23 protein-coding genes, 2 tRNA genes and 1 other annotated feature are annotated in these 17699 nt (G+C 57.3%); of the genes, 24 read left to right on the top strand and 1 reads right to left on the bottom strand.

The window, feature by feature from the left end; genetic code table 11:
* The first annotated feature begins 32 nt into the window (after positions 1-32).
* From nadD to rplL, 15 genes are all read left to right on the top strand, one after another.
* A complete protein-coding gene (gene nadD / locus RWS31_RS02300) occupies positions 33-647 on the top strand; it encodes a nicotinate-nucleotide adenylyltransferase (RefSeq protein WP_314595767.1) in 615 nt (204 codons plus the stop codon).
* Positions 644-1234: a bis(5'-nucleosyl)-tetraphosphatase (symmetrical) YqeK gene (gene yqeK, locus RWS31_RS02295; protein ID WP_314595765.1), complete on the top strand. Its 591-nt coding sequence runs from the start codon at positions 644-646 to the stop codon at positions 1232-1234. Before nadD ends, yqeK begins: the two co-directional genes overlap by 4 nt.
* Positions 1231-2262, top strand: coding sequence for an LCP family protein (locus RWS31_RS02290; RefSeq protein WP_265070043.1), 1032 nt, complete (start codon positions 1231-1233; stop codon positions 2260-2262). Before yqeK ends, RWS31_RS02290 begins: the two co-directional genes overlap by 4 nt.
* A 43-nt stretch (positions 2263-2305) precedes the next feature.
* Positions 2306-2638 (top strand): ribosome silencing factor, encoded by a 333-nt coding sequence (rsfS, locus tag RWS31_RS02285; RefSeq protein ID WP_314596272.1) that lies wholly within the window; start codon positions 2306-2308, stop codon positions 2636-2638.
* Entirely contained in the window at positions 2639-3556 is a 918-nt protein-coding gene (locus RWS31_RS02280; protein WP_314595763.1) for a S1-like domain-containing RNA-binding protein, read from the top strand. It abuts the gene before it with no gap.
* A gap of 82 nt (positions 3557-3638) precedes the next feature.
* A complete protein-coding gene (locus RWS31_RS02275; protein ID WP_314595761.1) occupies positions 3639-4607 on the top strand; it encodes a chemotaxis protein in 969 nt (322 codons plus the stop codon).
* A 128-nt stretch (positions 4608-4735) separates the two neighbouring features.
* Positions 4736-4811 (top strand) — tRNA-Thr (locus RWS31_RS02270).
* Between the two features lie 9 nt (positions 4812-4820).
* Positions 4821-4897, top strand: a tRNA-Met gene (locus tag RWS31_RS02265).
* Positions 4898-5031: 134 nt separating this feature from the next.
* A complete protein-coding gene (gene rpmG, locus RWS31_RS02260) occupies positions 5032-5181 on the top strand; it encodes a 50S ribosomal protein L33 (RefSeq protein WP_006192858.1) in 150 nt (49 codons plus the stop codon).
* Positions 5182-5222: 41 nt separating this feature from the next.
* A complete protein-coding gene (secE, locus tag RWS31_RS02255) occupies positions 5223-5447 on the top strand; it encodes a preprotein translocase subunit SecE (protein ID WP_232208275.1) in 225 nt (74 codons plus the stop codon).
* Positions 5448-5462: 15 nt separating this feature from the next.
* On the top strand, positions 5463-5999 hold the full coding sequence (nusG, locus tag RWS31_RS02250; protein WP_314595758.1) for a transcription termination/antitermination protein NusG: 537 nt from the start codon (positions 5463-5465) through the stop codon (positions 5997-5999).
* Between the two features lie 64 nt (positions 6000-6063).
* On the top strand, positions 6064-6489 hold the full coding sequence (gene rplK, locus RWS31_RS02245) for a 50S ribosomal protein L11 (protein WP_006192855.1): 426 nt from the start codon (positions 6064-6066) through the stop codon (positions 6487-6489).
* A 166-nt stretch (positions 6490-6655) separates the two neighbouring features.
* Positions 6656-7342 carry a 50S ribosomal protein L1 gene (rplA, locus tag RWS31_RS02240; RefSeq protein ID WP_314595756.1) on the top strand — a complete coding sequence of 229 codons (687 nt, stop codon included), beginning with the start codon at positions 6656-6658 and terminating at the stop codon, positions 7340-7342.
* A gap of 175 nt (positions 7343-7517) precedes the next feature.
* A complete protein-coding gene (gene rplJ / locus RWS31_RS02235) occupies positions 7518-8072 on the top strand; it encodes a 50S ribosomal protein L10 (protein WP_009646856.1) in 555 nt (184 codons plus the stop codon).
* An 86-nt stretch (positions 8073-8158) separates the two neighbouring features.
* Positions 8159-8530 (top strand): 50S ribosomal protein L7/L12, encoded by a 372-nt coding sequence (gene rplL, locus RWS31_RS02230; protein ID WP_314595755.1) that lies wholly within the window; start codon positions 8159-8161, stop codon positions 8528-8530.
* A gap of 80 nt (positions 8531-8610) precedes the next feature.
* On the opposite strand, the gene RWS31_RS02225 is transcribed toward rplL, so the two are convergent.
* Positions 8611-9945 carry an MFS transporter gene (locus RWS31_RS02225; RefSeq protein WP_314595753.1) on the bottom strand — a complete coding sequence of 445 codons (1335 nt, stop codon included), beginning with the start codon at positions 9943-9945 and terminating at the stop codon, positions 8611-8613.
* A gap of 51 nt (positions 9946-9996) precedes the next feature.
* Positions 9997-10231: a binding site (T-box leader), on the bottom strand.
* 554 nt (positions 10232-10785) lie between these two features.
* On the opposite strand from RWS31_RS02225, the gene RWS31_RS02220 reads away from it, so the two are divergent.
* The 9 genes from RWS31_RS02220 (at position 10786) to rlmB (ending at position 17696) form a co-directional block, all read left to right on the top strand.
* On the top strand, positions 10786-10998 hold the full coding sequence (locus RWS31_RS02220) for a hypothetical protein (RefSeq protein WP_314595751.1): 213 nt from the start codon (positions 10786-10788) through the stop codon (positions 10996-10998).
* A gap of 164 nt (positions 10999-11162) precedes the next feature.
* A complete protein-coding gene (locus RWS31_RS02215; protein ID WP_009646831.1) occupies positions 11163-11654 on the top strand; it encodes a CarD family transcriptional regulator in 492 nt (163 codons plus the stop codon).
* 123 nt (positions 11655-11777) lie between these two features.
* Entirely contained in the window at positions 11778-12935 is a 1158-nt protein-coding gene (locus RWS31_RS02210) for a PIN/TRAM domain-containing protein (RefSeq protein ID WP_314595750.1), read from the top strand.
* A gap of 73 nt (positions 12936-13008) precedes the next feature.
* Positions 13009-13722 carry a 2-C-methyl-D-erythritol 4-phosphate cytidylyltransferase gene (ispD, locus tag RWS31_RS02205; RefSeq protein ID WP_314595748.1) on the top strand — a complete coding sequence of 238 codons (714 nt, stop codon included), beginning with the start codon at positions 13009-13011 and terminating at the stop codon, positions 13720-13722.
* A complete protein-coding gene (ispF, locus tag RWS31_RS02200; protein WP_314595746.1) occupies positions 13719-14204 on the top strand; it encodes a 2-C-methyl-D-erythritol 2,4-cyclodiphosphate synthase in 486 nt (161 codons plus the stop codon). Before ispD ends, ispF begins: the two co-directional genes overlap by 4 nt.
* Positions 14205-15635 carry a cysteine--tRNA ligase gene (gene cysS, locus RWS31_RS02195; protein ID WP_314595744.1) on the top strand — a complete coding sequence of 477 codons (1431 nt, stop codon included), beginning with the start codon at positions 14205-14207 and terminating at the stop codon, positions 15633-15635.
* Positions 15632-16150: a ribonuclease III domain-containing protein gene (locus tag RWS31_RS02190; protein WP_314595742.1), complete on the top strand. Its 519-nt coding sequence runs from the start codon at positions 15632-15634 to the stop codon at positions 16148-16150. Before cysS ends, RWS31_RS02190 begins: the two co-directional genes overlap by 4 nt.
* Positions 16151-16184: 34 nt before the next feature.
* On the top strand, positions 16185-16832 hold the full coding sequence (gene thyX / locus RWS31_RS02185) for an FAD-dependent thymidylate synthase (RefSeq protein WP_314595741.1): 648 nt from the start codon (positions 16185-16187) through the stop codon (positions 16830-16832).
* A 27-nt stretch (positions 16833-16859) separates the two neighbouring features.
* Positions 16860-17696 (top strand): 23S rRNA (guanosine(2251)-2'-O)-methyltransferase RlmB, encoded by an 837-nt coding sequence (gene rlmB / locus RWS31_RS02180; RefSeq protein WP_314596270.1) that lies wholly within the window; start codon positions 16860-16862, stop codon positions 17694-17696.
* Positions 17697-17699: the final 3 nt, after the last annotated feature.

Here is a 17699-nt window from a genome sequence, read left to right as displayed (position 1 = left end):
TTCGTTTGTCGCATAGGAAGCGGGGTGAGGTCGTGGCACAGGAGAAGAAGCGCGTCGGCATCATGGGCGGCACCTTCGATCCCATCCATCTCGGGCATCTTGTCATCGCGGAGGCGGCTCGGGAGGAACTGGCGCTCTCCGAGGTGATCTTCATTCCGGCGGCGCAGCCGCCGCACAAACCCGGACGGAAGGTGGCGGCGGCTGTGCACCGCCTGCGTCTCGTGCAGCTTGCCGTGGAAGGCAATCCCTTCTTCCGTGCGCTCGACGTGGAGATGCGGCGCGAGGGTCCGTCGTATTCTTACGATACGCTGCGTGACCTCGTCGAAACGCATGGCGAGAGCGTGGACTTCTATTTCATTGTCGGCGGCGATGAGATCAGCGCCATCCTCACATGGCATCGCGTCGCCGAGCTTTTCTCCCTTTGTCGCTTTGTGGCGGCGAGGCGCAAGGGTTCGTCACTTTCCCTAGATGAGGTGCGCACGCATCTCGGCGAGGAAGCGCTCTCACGCATCCGACTCGTGCAGGCGCCGGAGCTGGAAATCTCCTCTACGGACATCCGGTGCCGCCTGCAGGAGGGGCGTTCGATTCGCTATCTCGTGCCCGAAAAGGTCGAAGCCTACATCTATAAAGAAGGTCTGTATTCATGAATTACGAGGCGATGAAAGAAGAACTCGCTCAGCGGCTGCAAAAGAAGCGCTACGAGCACTCCCTCGGCGTCGCGGACACCGCCGCCATGCTCGCCGGGCGCTTCGGCGTGGACGTGGAAAAGGCGCGTATTGCGGGGCTTCTGCATGACTGCGCACGCGAATATCGGACGGCGGATCTTCCCGCTGAGGCGGCGCGGCGCTCGATTGTCTACGGCGAGGTTGAGCGCGCGATACCGCTCCTCCTTCATGCCTACGTGGGCGCAAGGCGTGCGGAGGAACTGTACGGCGTGACGGACGCGGAGATTCAGCAGGCGATCTGGCGTCATACGGTCGGCGGTGAGCGCATGACGAAGCTCGATAAGATCATCTACTTCGCTGACATGATCGAGCCGCAACGCGACTATCCCGAGGTCGAGGAGTTGCGTGCGCTGTCACGCACGGCGGGCCTCGATGTGATGGTGCTCGAAGGGCTTTCCCAGTCCATCGCCTTCGTCCTGCAGTCGGGGAGACTCATTCATCCGGCGACGGTGGCGGCACGCAACGAAATTCTCCTTCGCGCCCGTGCGAAAGAGGGTCATGCGCCATGACGCAGAAAAAGAGGAGCCGCACGCAGGAAAACATCCGATTGAAGCGCAAGGAGCAGGCACGTCGCCGCCGCATCGCTCGCGCACGCTTCCTCGTGCTGATGTTCTTCCTTACCATATTTATCGCCGTGCTCGCCGTCGCAGGCTACTTTCTCTACGGCATCGGACACAGCATTTATCAGGAGATCGACGCCGTCTACCAGGGCTACGAGGAGCGGCGACAGGAGCGCGACCGTCACATCGATGCGAAGTTTGACGGCTACACGAACGTCCTCGTGCTCGGCATTGACGACGGCGCGGATGAGAACGGCACGGAAGGGCAGCACGCCGACACGATCCTTCTCCTCAGCATGGAAAATGCGACTGGGCGTCTGCGTGCCATCACGGTGCCTCCCAATATGATCGTGCAGCTGCCGCAGAAGGGCGGCGAGATACGTGCAACCGATCTCTATGCGCACGGCGGCGCTCCGACGATGGTGCAGGCGCTGTCGGATCTTCTCGGCGTCTCCATTCATCAGTATGTGACGCTCGATACGCACGCTCTCGCTGATCTCGTCGATGTCTTAGGCGGCGTCGACCTCTACGTCGAGGACGAGATGAACTACGACGACCCCGAGGCGGGGCTTTCCATCCACATCCCCAAGGGATTTCAACACTTAGACGGTGACACGGCACAGAAGTATCTGCGCTACCGCAGTTCGGAGCTTGGCGAGGTCGGCAGGCTGCATCGCCAGCAGCGCTTCGCCAAGGCGCTCTACGAGAAGTTCCTGCAGGTCGACACGATCCCGAAGCTGCCCGATGTGGCGGACATCTTCAAGTACCGCATGACGACGAGTGCGGAGATTTTCGATTCGGCGCGTCTTGCGAAGGTCTTGAAGAATCTCGGCGATGAGCCGCCGACGACGCTGCTTCTTCCCACCGTGCAGCGCGACGGCTATTGGTTGCCGGATCGCGCGGCGATCGGGCAAAAGATTGAAGAATTATTCCCAGAATTGGTAAAGCATGAGGGAGAAAATGACGATAATAAGTGAAGAGCAGTAGGAGGCATGGATTTTGAGCAACACACCGGAAGAAATGAGTCGGGCGATCGCCAGAGCTGCGAGTGACAAGAAGGCGGAAGATATCGTCATCATGCGCATGGCGGAGCTCACGACAGCGGCGGACTATTTCATCGTCTGCTCGGCGAATACGGCGACGCAGGTGCGCGCTATCGCTGACAATATCGAAGACGAGATGCTGGAAAAGCACGAGAAGCCGTATCTGCACAAGGAAGGCTACCGCGAGGGCGAGTGGGTTCTCCTCGACTACGGCGATTGTGTCGCGCATGTTTTCATGACGGAAAGCCGCGCGTTCTACGCTTTGGAAAGGCTATGGAGCGATGCGCCGGTCGAGCATTATGAGGACTAGATGATGGCGGAAGAAAAGCGCAGGAAGTACGGACCGAGTACAGTCGCCAAGCTTCGCGTCGCGCGTCTTGGCGACTTCGGTGTGTTCCTTGACGCTGAGACAGGCAGTACATCGGATGACATCCTGTTGCACAAGACACAGCAGACGCGCGAACTCTCCGTCGGAGAAGAGGTCGAAGTGTTCCTCTACCTCGATCCCAAGCATCGCCTGACGGCGAGCATGAGGACGCCGCGCATGAAGGAAGGGCAGGTCGCACGGCTCACGGTCATTAATGTGAGTCGCGACGGTGCTTTTCTCGATGTCGGCGCTGAGCGCGGCATCTTCCTGCCTTATGCGGGAATGCGCGGCAGGCCGCAGATCGGCGAAGTCGTCTGGGCGAAGCTCTACACGGACAAATCGGGCAGGCTTGCTGTGACGATGGAGGTTGAGGACGAACTGCGGCGCGCCTCGAAGCCCGCGACAGATGTGCGTGTTGGCGCCCGTCTATCTGGCTCGATCTACAACATCACGGAGAGCGGCGCATTTATTTTCACGAACGAACGTTACATCGTGTTCGTTCCCCACAAGGACATGCGCGAGCGGCCGCGTGTAGGCGAGGAAGTTACCGTGCGCATCACCTATGTGCGCACGGACGGCAGGCTCAATGGCTCCCTGCGTGAGCCGAAGGAGAAGGCGCTCGTCACGGACGCCGAGAGGATCCTCACCTATCTTGAGGAGCACAAGGGCAGGATGCCCTACAGCGACAAGACGACGCCTGAGATCATCAAGGCGAAATTCCAGATCAGCAAGGCGGCGTTCAAGCGCGCTCTCGGGCATCTGCTCAAGGCGGGAAGCATCGAGGAGAAGGACGGCTGGACGCTTCTTAGAGACGGGGCTTCGCTTGAGGAGGGCGAGGGGAAGCGCGAAAATAATCCGTGATTCCCTGCAAATAAAAGAAGGATTTCAGAGCTTTTTAACGAATTGAATCTTTATGAAGTATGAAATAGGGGGCGGATTTTTCATGGCAGAAGGAAAAGACGAGAAGAAGGGCATTTTGCTGGAAACCGGTACAAATGAGTTTGAAATCATCGAGTTCAACATCGGCGCTGTCGATTATGGCATCAACGTCGCGAAGGTGCGCGAGGTCATCAAGGCCTCGGACTTCCCCGTGACGACGATGCCGCAGGCGCATCCGTACATCAACGGGCTTTTCACCCTGCGCGGCAGGGCTGTGCCGCTCGTCGATCTGCCGCGCTGCCTCGGCGTCATGAGCGGACAGGCGGCGGGACGCTCGCAGAACATCATTGTGACGGAGATTAACGGCTATGACATGGGCTTCCTCGTCGACAATGTTTCGCGCATCCATCGCATCTCGTGGAAAAACATGGAGCCGGCTCCGGAAGTCGGCGACCAGTCGCGCGTCGTCGGTCTCGTGAAGATGGAAGGCAAGATCGTCCTCCTGCTCGACTTCGAGACGATCATGGCGGAGATCAATCCCGAGATCAACCAGAAACTCACGACGGTCGACGACACGTCGGAAGACATCAAGCAGAGGCGTGCCTCGCAGCACATCATCGTGGCGGAGGACTCGGTGCTCCTGCGTGACCTCCTTGTCAATACGCTGCACGGCGCCGGATATACGTTCGTGCGCGACTTTGGCAACGGCGAAGATGCGTGGAACTTCCTTAGAGAGGTTGCGGAGAAGACGGAGCCTCAGCAGATTCCCGAGAAGGTGCGCATCATCATCTCCGATGTCGAGATGCCGAAGATGGACGGACATCGTCTGCTGAAGCTCGTGCGCGACGACGACCGTCTGCGTCAGATTCCGCTCATCCTCTTCTCATCTCTAATCTCCGAAGAAATGCGCCGCAAGGGTGACGACCTCGGTGCAAGCGCCCAGATTTCGAAGCCCGAGATCAACCAGCTCATCCATACGATTGACAAGCTGATCTTCGGCGTCGACACGACGGGCATGGGCGATGACTTTTAAGGAACAACTCTTCTTTTTGCCGCAGCGCCTTTGTGGTGCTGCGGTTTTTTGCGTCAGGGAAAAGAAAATTTTCGCGAATCCCTTGCAAAGCCATGGTGTATCGTGTATAATCCTATTGTTGTCGATTTGCTGATGTAGCTCAGTCGGCAGAGCGTATCCTTGGTAAGGATAAGGTCACCGGTTCAATCCCGGTCATCAGCTCCATCATAATAGGGCGGCATAGCTCAGTTGGCTAGAGCATGCGGTTCATACCCGCAGTGTCCGGAGTTCGAATCTCTGTGCCGCCACCATTTTCAAGCCCCGCGAGGGGTTTTTGTTATGTTGGCGGGAAGTTCGGGGATTTTTCCTTGCATATTGTTGACACTCGGTATTAAGTGTGATAAAGTATGTTAGTGATTTTATGGAAGGGAAGGAGTGCTGAAACATGCGCAACGCCGTTACGTTGGCCTGCACGGTTTGCAAGAACCGCAACTATCAGACCAACAAGAACAAGAAGAACGATCCCGATCGGCTTGAATTCAACAAGTATTGCAAGTTCTGCAAGAAGCATACGCCGCATAAGGAAACGAAGTAAGCCCTGCGGCTTGCAGCAATATGATACGGGGTGTGAATGCTTTGGCGGATGAAAGATCGTCAGCGCCGCAGTCTTCTTCGGGCGGTTTCAACCTTTTCCGTTTCTTGGGCGAGGTCAAGGCGGAGATGAAGAAGGTGACATGGCCGACTCACAGAGAGCTGGTGACGTATACCGGTGTCGTGGGGGTGGCGGTCGTTGTCGTCTGTGCGCTGATTTGGGTATGCGATACGTTTTTTGCAAGACTGTTTAAACTTATTCTGCAATAGAAGGCTGGAGGCGCGATGGAATCTGAGAAGAAATGGTATGTGATTCATACCTATTCCGGATATGAGAACAAGGTCAAGGCGAATCTTGAGTCTCGCGTCCATACCATGGGGATGGAGGACAATATTTTCAACGTCATCGTCCCGATGGAGGAAGAGGCCGAAATCAAGGACGGCAAGAAGAAGCTCGTCAAGAAGAAGGTTTTCCCCGGCTACGCCTTGGTTGAGATGATCGTCAATGACCGCTCTTGGTACGTTGTGCGCAACACGCCGGGTGTCACGGGATTCGTTGGCTCGGGAACGAAGCCGATTCCGCTGTCGGAAGCAGAAGTAAAGCATATCTTGAAATCTATGGGGACGGAGGAAGAGAAGCCCGTCGCCCACATCGATCTCGAGGTCGGGCAGGCCGTACATATTAATTCAGGTGCTTTTGAGAATTTCGCCGCTACGGTGGCGGAGGTCTTCCCTGAAAAGGGTATGGTCAAAGTCCTCGTCGATATGTTTGGACGCGAGACTACGGTTGAGCTGTCGTACAACGAGGTTGAAAAAATCTAGGGAATCGCTCGGTGTCTCGATATGAGAAGCAGCATAAACCCCTTTTAAGGAGGTGTTAAAAAGTATGGCAAAGAAGGTCGCAAAGCTCGTCAAGTTGCAGGTTGTTGCCGGCAAGGCAAGTCCGGCTCCTCCGGTAGGTCCGGCGCTCGGTCAGGCAGGCGTCAACATCATGGCTTTCGTCAAGGAATTCAATGAGAGGACGGCCAAACAGGCTGGTCTTGTCATTCCGGTCGAGATCACGGTCTTCGAGGATCGTTCGTTTACGTTCATCACGAAGACGCCGCCCGCCGCAATTCTTTTGAAGAAAGCTGCCGGCATTGAAAAAGCTTCCGGTGAGCCGAACAAGACGAAAGTCGCTAAGGTGCCGCGCGCGAAAGCGCAGGAGATTGCGCAGTCGAAGATGCAGGATCTCAATGCGGCAGACCTCGAAGCTGCTACGCGCATGATCGAGGGAACGGCTCGCAGCATGGGCATCGAAATCGTCGATTGATTCGAGGCGCTCATGCTCGTGGCAGGAAACTACGCGCACAGACATCCACTTTGTGGACATTGTGCGCCGCTCTTACATGAAACCAGCCAATCGGTCTGCGCCTTCGGCTTGATCTCTTGGGGTTTCATTGTAAAAAACCGCTATGACCACGAAAGGGGAATTTTGAATGGCAAAACACGGCAAGAAATATCAGGATGCCGCGAAGCTTCTGGAAGACGGGAAGTTCTACAGTGTCGCTGAGGCCATGGAACTCGTGAAGAAAACTGCGACGGCAAAGTTCGATGAGACGATCGAGCTGCACGTCCGTCTCGGCGTTGATCCGAAGTACGCGGATCAGCAGGTTCGCGGTGCTATGGTTCTGCCGCACGGCACGGGCAAGGCGAAGAAGGTTCTCGTCTTTGCCAAGGGCGAGAAGGTCAAGGAAGCCGAGGATGCAGGTGCTGATTACGTCGGCTCGGACGAGATCGTCACGAAGATTCAGGGCGGTTGGTTCGACTTCGATGTCGCCGTCGCTACGCCCGATATGATGGGTACGGTCGGCCGCCTCGGTAAGGTCTTGGGTCCTCGCGGTCTCATGCCGAACCCGAAGCTCGGTACGGTCACAATGGATCTTGTGAAGGCGATCAGCGAGATTAAGGCCGGTAAGGTCGAGTACCGCACGGACAAGGCCGGCAACGTGCATGTCCCGATTGGCAAGGCTTCGTTCGATGTCGATAAGCTCAAGGCGAATTATCAGGCGCTCATCGACACGCTCGTCCGCGTTCGCCCGGCAGCAGCGAAGGGGCAGTACATCCGTGCGATCACGGTCAGCTCCACGATGGGCCCCGGCGTTCCGATTGCTACGCTTGCTTAATCCGATAAAACAGCATACGATGACTGTAGACAGCAGGTATGGATCTTCCATCTAACGAGCAAGTTGCTCGCCCGCCGAGGTCGGATTCAGGCGCATTGCTTCAAAAGATGCGGCTTCCGGCATACAGTTGGGAGCCGTTTTATTTTGTTGAATCTCATTGAGAGGGGGTGCAAGAATGAATGCAAAGGTAAATGCAAAGAAGGAAGCGGTCGTCGCTGAGCTGAAGGAAAGGCTTCAGACGGCGAAGGGAGCCGTTTTTACAAGCTACAAAGGCCTGACGGTAGCGCAGGACACGGCGCTTCGCCGCGCGCTTCGTGAGGCAGGCGTTTCGTATCATGTTGTCAAGAACACGATGACGCGCATCGCCGCGAAGGAACTCGGGCTCGACGAACTTTGCGATCACTTAGAGGGGACGACGGCTCTTGCCGTTTCCACTGACGACGCTGTGGCGCCGGCGAAGGTCATCTGCGAGTTTATGAAGAAGAACAAGCTCGATGAAGCCGGCATCCTGACGCTCAAGGCAGGTCTTCTCGACGGACGCGTCATCGACGTCGCCGAGGTCAAGGCTTTGGCCGATCTGCCGTCGCGCGAGGTTCTTCTCGCAAAGCTCTTGGGCAGCATGCAGTCTCCGATTGCGGGTACGGTCAACGTACTCCAGGGAGTCATCCGCAATGCGGTCTATGTGCTTGAGGCGATCCGTAAGCAGAAGGAGGAGCAGGCTTCTGCCTGAACCTTATAGAGTGCAGCGGTTGGGCAGATGTCCGCCGCTTGCAAGCTGAATACATTTGAAGAAAACAATTTTATGGAGGTACAATCATGACTAAAGAAGAAATCCTGCAGGCCATTGAGGGCATGACCGTCCTCGAACTTTCCGAACTCGTCAAGGATATGGAAGAGAAGTTTGGTGTCAGCGCTGCGGCTCCGGTCGCTGTTGCTGCTGCCGGTGCTGCTCCGGCCGCTGCTGGCGGCGAGGAGAAGACCGAATTCACGGTCGTTCTCGCTGCTGCTGGCGACAAGAAGATCAATGTCATCAAGGCTGTCCGCGAAGCTACGGGTCTCGGTCTGAAGGAAGCGAAGGAACTCGTTGATGGCGCTCCCGCTCCGATCAAGGAGAACGTCGCGAAGGCAGAGGCAGAAGAGCTCAAAGCGAAGCTCGAAGAGGCTGGCGCAAAGGTCGAGCTCAAGTAATTTGGGCGCGGCAGAAGCTGCATAAGAAACCGCCCTTGCAAGTCGATTTCCGACTGCAAGGGCGGTTTTGTTTGGTTGGTTTATGCTTCCTGCTGCAGAGAAAGCGGATGTTCGCTTTCCGCTTGTGGTGTCTTTCGCTCACCGTTCCAGTGGTATTGGATCGTCAGCACCGTAAGCGCGGCGACGAACATGAAGAGCGCCATGAGGAAGTATCCCGTGTCGAAGGATCCTGTCTCCGTCTTGAGCCAGCCCATCATGTAGGGGCCTACCCAGCCGCCGAGATTGCCGCAGGAGTTGATGAGGGCGACGCTGCCGGCGGCGGCGGAGCCAGAGAGAAAGCTCGTCGGGATCGTCCACCAGACGCCCATGGCGGCGTAGATGCCGATGGCGGACAGGCAGACGAGGAAGAGCGCCGTATACATGTCATCAGCAAAAGGGCTGAGTCCGAGGCCGACGGCGCCGACGAGGAGAGCGCCCGCGACGTGCCAGACCTTATCACCCGTCTTCGTCGAGGTCTTGCCGATGATGACCTGCACGAGGAGCGCCGCCGTCATCGGAATGGCGATGGCGCCGCCGAGGAATCCGGTTGACCAGCCTGAAAGCCCCTTGAGCACCGTCGGCATCCAGAAGTTGAAGCCCCAGAAGCCGATGACCCACATGAAGTAGATGAAGCAGAGCTTCAAGACCTTGGGATCGGAGAAAGCCTGGAAGATCGTGTACTTCTTAACGCTCTGCATACGCGCCTGCTCTTCTTCGTACTGGCGGTTCAAGTATTCCTTTTCTTCTGCACTGAGCCAAGAAACCTGGTCGGGCTTGTCCTTGACAAAGTAGAAGAAAAATACGGCAAAAGCGAGGGCGGGCACTGCCTCCAAGATGAACAGCTCCTGCCAGCCGTGCATGCCGAAGAAAGAGGTCTGCAGCAGGAAGCCCGCGAGTGGTGCGCCGATGATCGTTGAGATGAGAAGTGACGTCAACATGAGGGAATTGGCGCGTGCTCTCTCCCTTTCGGAAAACCAGCGTGCGAAGAGCACGGAGTAGATGACGGGATATAGGCTCGCTTCCGAGGCGCCGAGCAGGAAGCGGCAAAGGTAGAACTCCGTCTGCGTCTGCATGAATGCCATGAAGATGCAGACAAGCCCCCAGGTGAACATGATGCGTGCAATCCACTTCGAGGCGGAGAAGCGGGCGGCGATGAGTGCGCCAGGGATTTCCAGGAGCAGATAGCCCATGAAGAAAATGCCCGCACCTGCACCGAAGATTTCGGGCGTGATCCAGTCGAGATCCTGCGTCATCGTCAGCGCTGCATAGGCGATGTTCACGCGGTCGATGCAGGCGATGATGGACACGAGGAAGACGGGCAGGATGATGTGCAGGTCGCGCTTTCGTCTGAGACGAGCGAGATCTAAATTTTCCATAATGATTCCTCCTAAAATAATGCGGGATGATAAACAAAAACTCCGCCCCTTGAAAGGGACGGAGAATTATCCGCGGTACCACCCAGATTCCCGCATGAAGCGGGCGCTTTCCGCGTACAGTCATACGCGCTTCCTCTAACGCGGAAGGGACGGCTCGGCTTACTCGATTTCAGCTTTGCTTCTCGGGGAGGATTTTCTTCGTGAGGCTTTCTGCCGCTTTTCAGCACAGGAGCGGCTCTCTGTAAGACAGCGTATCACGAATACTCTTTCCCGTCATAGAATTTTGGCGATGTATTCTTTTACCATGAAAGTCCAAGAAGTCAAGCCGTAGGCGCAGACTGATTGGCTCTTTCATGTAAGGGCGGCGCACAATGTCCACAAAGTGGACGTTTGTGCGTGTAGTTTACCATGAAGCCCCGAGAGGTCAAGCCGAAGGCGCAGACCGATCGGCTAGGCTTCTGTAAGGCGTGAGGACATATGTACAGCGTGACTCCTTGATGACGCCGTTGTCAGAAGCGGCGGTGGAAGCAAGTCCTGCCGCTCTGCTTCACGGCTGAACATGTGTCCTGAAAGTTTGCGTCGTAGCTTGTTAAGTTGTAACCTCGATGAAGCATAATATACTCCTCGGAAAGAAGGTTGTCAAGCATTTGGAGAAAATTTATTTTCGCTTGGTCGATCGGGCTGCTTTTTCATGTAAGGATGGCGCACAATGTCCAAAAAGTGGACGTTTGTGCGTGTAGTTTGCTATACTAAAAGGGAAGTACTGACTTTATCGGTGCGTCTTGGAAGGGCATGCCGACTGCCGCGCTGGTAAGAAGCGCAGAAGAGAGGGGAAAACTCATGTATTTTCGCACACAGCAATATTATCACATCAACCGTCAGCTGAAAAAATCTTACCATGCCTGCATCCGAAACGGCGGCACGGAAGAAGAGGCGCGAGCGATCCGTGAGACGAATGCGCACATCGTCGAACTTTTTACCCATGGCGGACTCATCGGTCATGAATGGGCGGCAGCCTTGGGGCATAGGCATGGACATGATCTGGACTCATAATGTAAGAGGATTGTCCCCAATATGGTAAAATATAATTGACAGGAAATGAGGGATATGATAAACTGATTATTTTCTTCCAACTTCTGAAGATTTGTGCTATAATGTATGCGGATAGTTTTTTAATTCCATGCGTTTTGCATGGGGAAAGGGCAGGAGGTGTAGCATTGCTTCAGGTTGGTGACACGGTTGTCTATCCGATGCATGGGGCGGGCGTGATTTCCGGCATAGAGGATTGCGAGGTGCTCGGCGAGGGCAAATCCTATTATGTGCTTCAAATGCCATTGGGCAACATGAAGGTCATGATACCGACGGACAACGTGGATAATATGGGTCTTCGAGACGTGATTCCCGAAACGCAGGTCGAAGAGGTCAAGGACATTCTGCAGATGGCTCCCGAGCGTGCGACGGGAAGCTGGAACAAGCGCTTTCATGCGAATCTTGAGCGTATGAAGAGCGGTGACATCTGCGATGTGGCGGCTGTCGCGCGAAATCTCGTCCTGCAGGATCGCCTGCGCAAGATTTCGAGCGGCGAGCGGCGCCTTCTGGATCTCGCGCGGCAGATCATCGTCAGTGAGCTTGTTTATGCCTGCAGCAAATCGCCCGAGGAAGTCAAGTCGTGGATGGATGGCATCCTTGCGGAAAACGATTTTGCCTGATGCTGACGATCGCCGGGAAGACCCCAGCGATTCGAGAGTGATTTCTTTTGACAAAGCCGAATAGATTTAGTATGATAAATCTGTTTGGCTTTGTCATTTCCATTATATGGGGAGGGATGTTTATTGCTCGAAAAAGTATTGCGTTTTTTCATCACGCTGATCTTCGCCATTCTCGGCGGAGCGCTCATGCAGCTTGCCAGTCCGCTTCTGACCTTGTTTCTGAGCACGGAAGTTCTCAAACTGGATCTCGGACTCTTCGGCCTGACGCTCGCTTCGCTCGTCTGCATCCTTGTCGGTGCTGTTTTGGGCGGAGTTCTCGGCTTCATCACGACGCCACTTTTCACGGCTACGCTCAAGCGCTTCACCTATTGGGTCGAAACGCAGCTGAGCAAGATGCCGATTCATGATGTTATCGCAGGCGCAGCGGGGCTGGCCATCGGACTTATCATTGCAAATTTATTGGGAGCGGCGTTTTCCAAGATCCCGCTCGTCGGTGCATATTTTCCTGTCGTTTTCAGCATCGTGTTCGGCTATCTCGGCATTCATATCACGATCAAAAAGCGCAAGGAAGTCGGCGACCTTCTCGGCACGTTGCCGAATCTGATCAGCAAGAGCCGCGAGGCGAAGGCGCAGGCGAAGGCTAAGGAAGCACTGGGGCAAATCGGTAAGGAACAGAAATCGTCCAAGCTCTACAAGCTGCTCGATACAAGCGTCATCATCGACGGACGCATCGCCGATATATGTGAGACGGGCTTCATTGACGGTACATTGCTCATCCCTGAGTTCGTCTTGGAAGAACTGCAGCATATTGCCGATTCCTCAGATGCGTTGAAACGCGTGCGCGGCAGGCGCGGACTCGATGTCCTGCAGCGCATACGCACGGAATCGAAGATGGAGGTCGAGATCACGAGCCAGGATTTCGACGACATCGCCGAGGTCGACTCGAAGCTCGTGCGCCTCGCGCAGGTCGTGGGCGGCAAGCTCATCACGAACGATTTCAACCTGAACAAGGTTGCAGAGTTGCGCGACGTGCCCGTCCTCAACATCAACGAGCTTTCCAATGCCGTGAAGCCCGTCGTCATTCCGGGCGAGACGATGCGCGTTTCCGTCGTCAAGGAAGGCAAGGAGCCGGGACAGGGCGTCGCCTATCTCGATGACGGCACGATGATCGTCATCGAGAACGGTCGCCGCCATATCAACAATACGATTGAAGTGGAGGTCACGTCGGCGCTGCAGACAGCAGCCGGACGCATGATTTTTGCAAAGCCCAGACATTGGTGAATGAGAGTGCCGCCGATAGGTCATGCGACTTATCGGCGGCGCGTTTATAAGGCAGTATATGCAAGGAGGCTTTATGGTTTCCGTGATTTTTCCGGCGGCGGGTGCAGGAAGGCGCATGAAGGCGGACAGAAACAAGGTGTTTCTGGAACTTTTAGGCGTGCCGATCCTGCTTCGCACGCTGCGGCGCTTTTCCGCCGTGCCTGCAGTCGCCGAACTGATCGTCGTCGTCGCCAAGGACGAGGTCGCTTTTGTCGAGGAGATGCTGGAGAAGGCGCAGGGCTTGAAGCCCTGGCGCGTCGCTCAAGGCGGCGCTGAGCGCCAGTATTCAATCGCGAACGGCATGGCGCATCTCGCCGCAGATGCCGACATTGTGCTCGTGCACGATGCGGCGCGGCCTTTAGTGAGCCTTGCTGCAATCGAGGCGGTCATCTCTGCGGCGCGTGAGAAGGGCGCGGCCATCGCTGCCGTGCGTGCGAAGAACACGATCAAGGTCGTCGGCGAGGACGGGCGCGTCGAGGCGACGCCGTCGCGTGCAAGTCTCTGGGAGGTGCAGACACCGCAGGGATTTCGCCGCGAGATTTTGCAGCGCGCCTATGAGAAGGCGGCGCAGGACGGCTTCCTCGGCACGGACGACGCGAGTCTCGTCGAGCGAATCGGCGCGGCGGTCTTCGTCGTCGAGAGCGACTACGGCAATCTGAAGATCACGACGCCTGAAGATTTGTGGATGGCGGAGGCGCTTTTGGCGCATTCTGCAGGAATTGTGGATGAAATGAAGGTGACGATATGACGAGATTTGGCATGGGATACGACGTGCACCGCCTGGTGACAGGGCGCAAGCTCATCGTGGGCGGCGTCGACATCCCGCATGAATATGGGCTCCTGGGACATTCGGACGCCGATGTGCTGCTGCATGCCGTCGAGGACGCCCTCTTGGGCGCGGCGGCGCTCGGCGATCTCGGCAGGCACTTTCCCGACAGTGACGATCACTGGAAAGGCGTGTCGAGCATGAAGCTCTTGGAGCATGTCGCGGAGATGATTCGCGCGAAGGGCTATCGCGTCGGCAACATCGACGCGACGATCGTGGCGCAGCGTCCGAAGTTCGCGCCCTACATCGAGGAGATGCGCCGAAACATCGCCGAAAAGCTCGATTTGGAGCTTGATCAGGTGAACGTGAAGGCGACGACGGAAGAAAAGCTCGGTTTTACGGGCGAGGAGAAAGGCATATCCGCCTACGCTGTCGCTTCTTTGGAGCGAATGGAGGAAAAATAAATGCTGAGGGTTTACAATACGCTGACGCGCGAGAAAGAGGAGTTCAAGCCCCTTGAGCCGGGCAAGGCGAGCATCTACTGCTGCGGCGTGACGCCGTACAACGACCCGCATATTGGCAACGCGCGTCCCTTTGTCACATGGGACGTCGTGCGCCGCTATCTGGAGAAGAAGGGCTATGCTGTGCGCTACGTGCAGAACTTCACGGACATTGACGACAAGATCATCCGCCGCGCAAAGGAGGCGGGTGAGACGTGGAAGGAACTCGCCGATCACTACATCGCGGAATATTTCAAGGCGATCGACGCGCTCAACGTGCGCCGCGCCGACGCTTATCCGCGCGTTTCGGAGCATATTGCGGACGTGCTCGCCGTGATCGAAAAGCTCATCGAGAAGGGTTACGCCTATGCGCTCGACGGCGACGTCTACTACAGCGTGGAGCGCTTCGCGGGCTACGGCAAGCTTAGCGGCCGCTCACTGGACGACATGCAGGCGGGCGCGCGCGTCGGTGTCGACGAGCGCAAGCATCATCCGATGGATTTCGCGCTGTGGAAGGCGGCGAAGCCAGGAGAGCCGTCTTGGGACAGTCCGTGGGGCAAGGGGCGTCCAGGCTGGCACATCGAGTGTTCGACGATGTCGATGAAGTATCTGGGCGAGACGTTCGATTTTCACGGCGGTGGCAGCGATCTCATCTTCCCGCATCACGAGAACGAGATCGCGCAGGCACAGGCATGCACGGGCGACGACCATAGCTTCGCTCGCTACTGGCTGCACAACGGCTTCATCACGATCCATGACGAGAAGATGTCGAAGTCGAAGAACAACTTCTTCACGGTCAAGGACATTTTGGAGAAATACGCGGGAGAGGTCGTGCGCTTCTTCATCGTGCAGACGCACTACCGCAGTCCGCTCGATTTCACCGACGAGCGTCTGGCGGAGGCGAAGACGAGCCTCGCACGCCTCAAGAATTCGTGGGACAATGCCGCGGAACTCTCGTCGCGCAAGGACGAGGGCGCTGGCAGCGCGAAGTCGCTTTTGGCAGCGGCGATGGAAGCCAAGGCGGCGTTCTATGAAGCGATGGACGACGATTTCAATACGGCGCTCGCCATCAGCCACATCTTCTCCCTGTCGAAGGAAATCAACATCTATTATAACGAGGTCACGACGGGCGCAGCTGCTTTCGACGCGGCGAACTTCGCCAAGGTTCGTGCCGTTTACGCCGAGATGGCGGAAGTCATCGGCATCTTCGAGGCGAAGGAAGAAAAGGTGGACGACGGGCTTGTCGACAGCCTCATGGAACTTCTCCTCAATCTGCGCCAGAAGGCGCGTGAGGAGAAGAATTGGGCGCTCGCCGATCATCTGCGCGACGAACTCAAGGCTCGCGGTGTCGTCATCGAGGATACGCCGCAGGGCGCACGGTGGAAGCGCGCATGAGGTTCGATCGCTTTCGCGCCATCGTCGGCTCGATGTTCACGCCCGACGGCGAGGGCGGCATCGCCGAGCGCTACGAAGGAATCGATGTGCGCCTTGCCAGCCCCCTCGTGCTTGCCTACATCGGCGACGCCTACTTCCATCTCTTCGTGCGCACGCGCCTTCTATCCTTCGAGCAGTCGCAGGTGCACATCCTGAGCGATTTCGCCGCGCAGATCGTCTCGGCGGTTTGGCAGGCGAAGGCATATCACGCGATTGAGGAGCGCCTGACGGAGCGCGAGCGCGGCATCTTCCGCCGCGGCAGGAACGCGAAGAGTCATGCGCCGCGCCGCGCGAGCGTCGCCGAGTATCATGCGAGCACGGGCTTCGAGGCGCTTCTTGGCACGCTATTTTTGGAAAAAGATACGGAGCGTCTTGACGAGATCGCCGAATGGGCGTTTCAGGCCATCGCGCAGGACATGATGGCAGAGATTGCCGCTAAACGCGGACAGCGCGTGAAAAAAGGGGCGGCTGAATGACGGCACGCCTTACGAAGAGGAAAGGAAAAGAGCCTTGGAAATACAGTTGATTGCAAAGACGCCGAATTACCTCAAAACGTGCTGGACGGCAGCGCGTACCTGCTACAGCGCGGATTCGCCCATCGAGCTTCTGGCTGAGGAAAAGAGCGAGGCGGACATGCTGCGCCTGTTGGAGCGCATCATGACGAGCAAGCACCTCTCGGTCGTCGAGCACTGCTCGATGACGTTTGCCGTCAAGGGCGTTTCGCGCACGCTTCTCGCGCAGTATTCGCGCCACCGCATCGGCGTGTCCTTAAGCGTCCAGAGCCAGCGCTATGTTTCGGAGCAGTCGGAAAAGCAGGCGGACGGCATCTTCGCCCACGTCGTGCCCGAGACGATTCGTGAGAAGGAAGCGGCGTATGCGCGCTATCTTGAGACGATGCAGGTGATTCAGAGAGCCTACGACGATCTTCTCGCGCTCGGCGTGGCGAAGCAGGATGCACGCTTTGTTCTGCCGGGCGCGGCGTGCACGAACTTCGTGACGACGCTCAACCTGCGTTCCTTTATGGACGTCTACGAAAAGCGCGTGACGACGCCGGGCGCACAGTGGGAGATTCGCGACATGATGCTCCGGATGCGCGACCTCCTCGTCGAAGAAGAGCCGTGGCTCGCGAGGTACATCGTGAAGCCTGAAGCGCGCTGAATGAAGAGCAGAAGATGGTGCAAAGTGATGGAAACGAAGCAGAAGAAACGGACTGCAAAGGAGGAGAGGGCAGCCTTGAGACGCGACGGGAGACAGGAAGAGCGGCGCGATGCGCCTTCTGCCGATGAGATTCTCGTCGGCAGGAACGCCGTCTTCGAGGCGCTGAAGGCGGGGCGCGGCATCAATCGCATTCTCGTCGCACAGGGCGCGAAGGAGGCGGCGCTCGCGCCGCTCCTCTCGCTTGCACGCGAGCAGGGAGTGCCCGTGCGGGCGAGCAAGCGAGAGAAGTTCGATCAGCTCGCGCCCGACATGCGCCACCAGGGTGTCATCGCCTACGCTGCGCCCGTTGCTTACGCCTCGCTCGATGACGTCTTCGCGTGCGCCGAGGAAAAGGGCGAACCGCCTCTCCTCCTGCTGCTCGACGAGATCGAAGATCCGCACAACTTCGGCGCACTCCTGCGCACGGCGGACGCGGCGGGCGTGCACGGCGTGCTCGTGCCCGAGCGCCGCGGCTGCGCGCTGACGGCGACGGTTGCCAAGACCTCGGCGGGCGCCGTCGAGCATGTGCGCGTCGTGCGCATCGGCAACATCGTGCAGGAGATGAAGCGTCTCAAGGAGCGCGGCCTCTGGTTCGTCGGCGCCGATATGGCGGGCGATGAGGACATGTTCCATGCCGACTTGACGGGGCCTTTGTGCATCGTCATCGGCAGCGAGGGTAAGGGACTCGGCCGCCTCGTCAAGGAGACGTGCGACTTTCTCGTGCGCATCCCGATGCATGGAGCGATCAACTCGCTCAACGCTTCCGTCGCCGGGGCGCTCCTCATGTACGAGGCGAGGCGCGCACGCCTCTTGGGCAAGGGGTAAGGC

The organism is uncultured Selenomonas sp., from assembly GCF_963528755.1.
Lineage (GTDB): Bacteria > Bacillota > Negativicutes > Selenomonadales > Selenomonadaceae > Selenomonas.
Note: the sequence above shows the minus strand (reverse complement) of the source record. Positions and strands in the feature narration are given on the sequence as shown.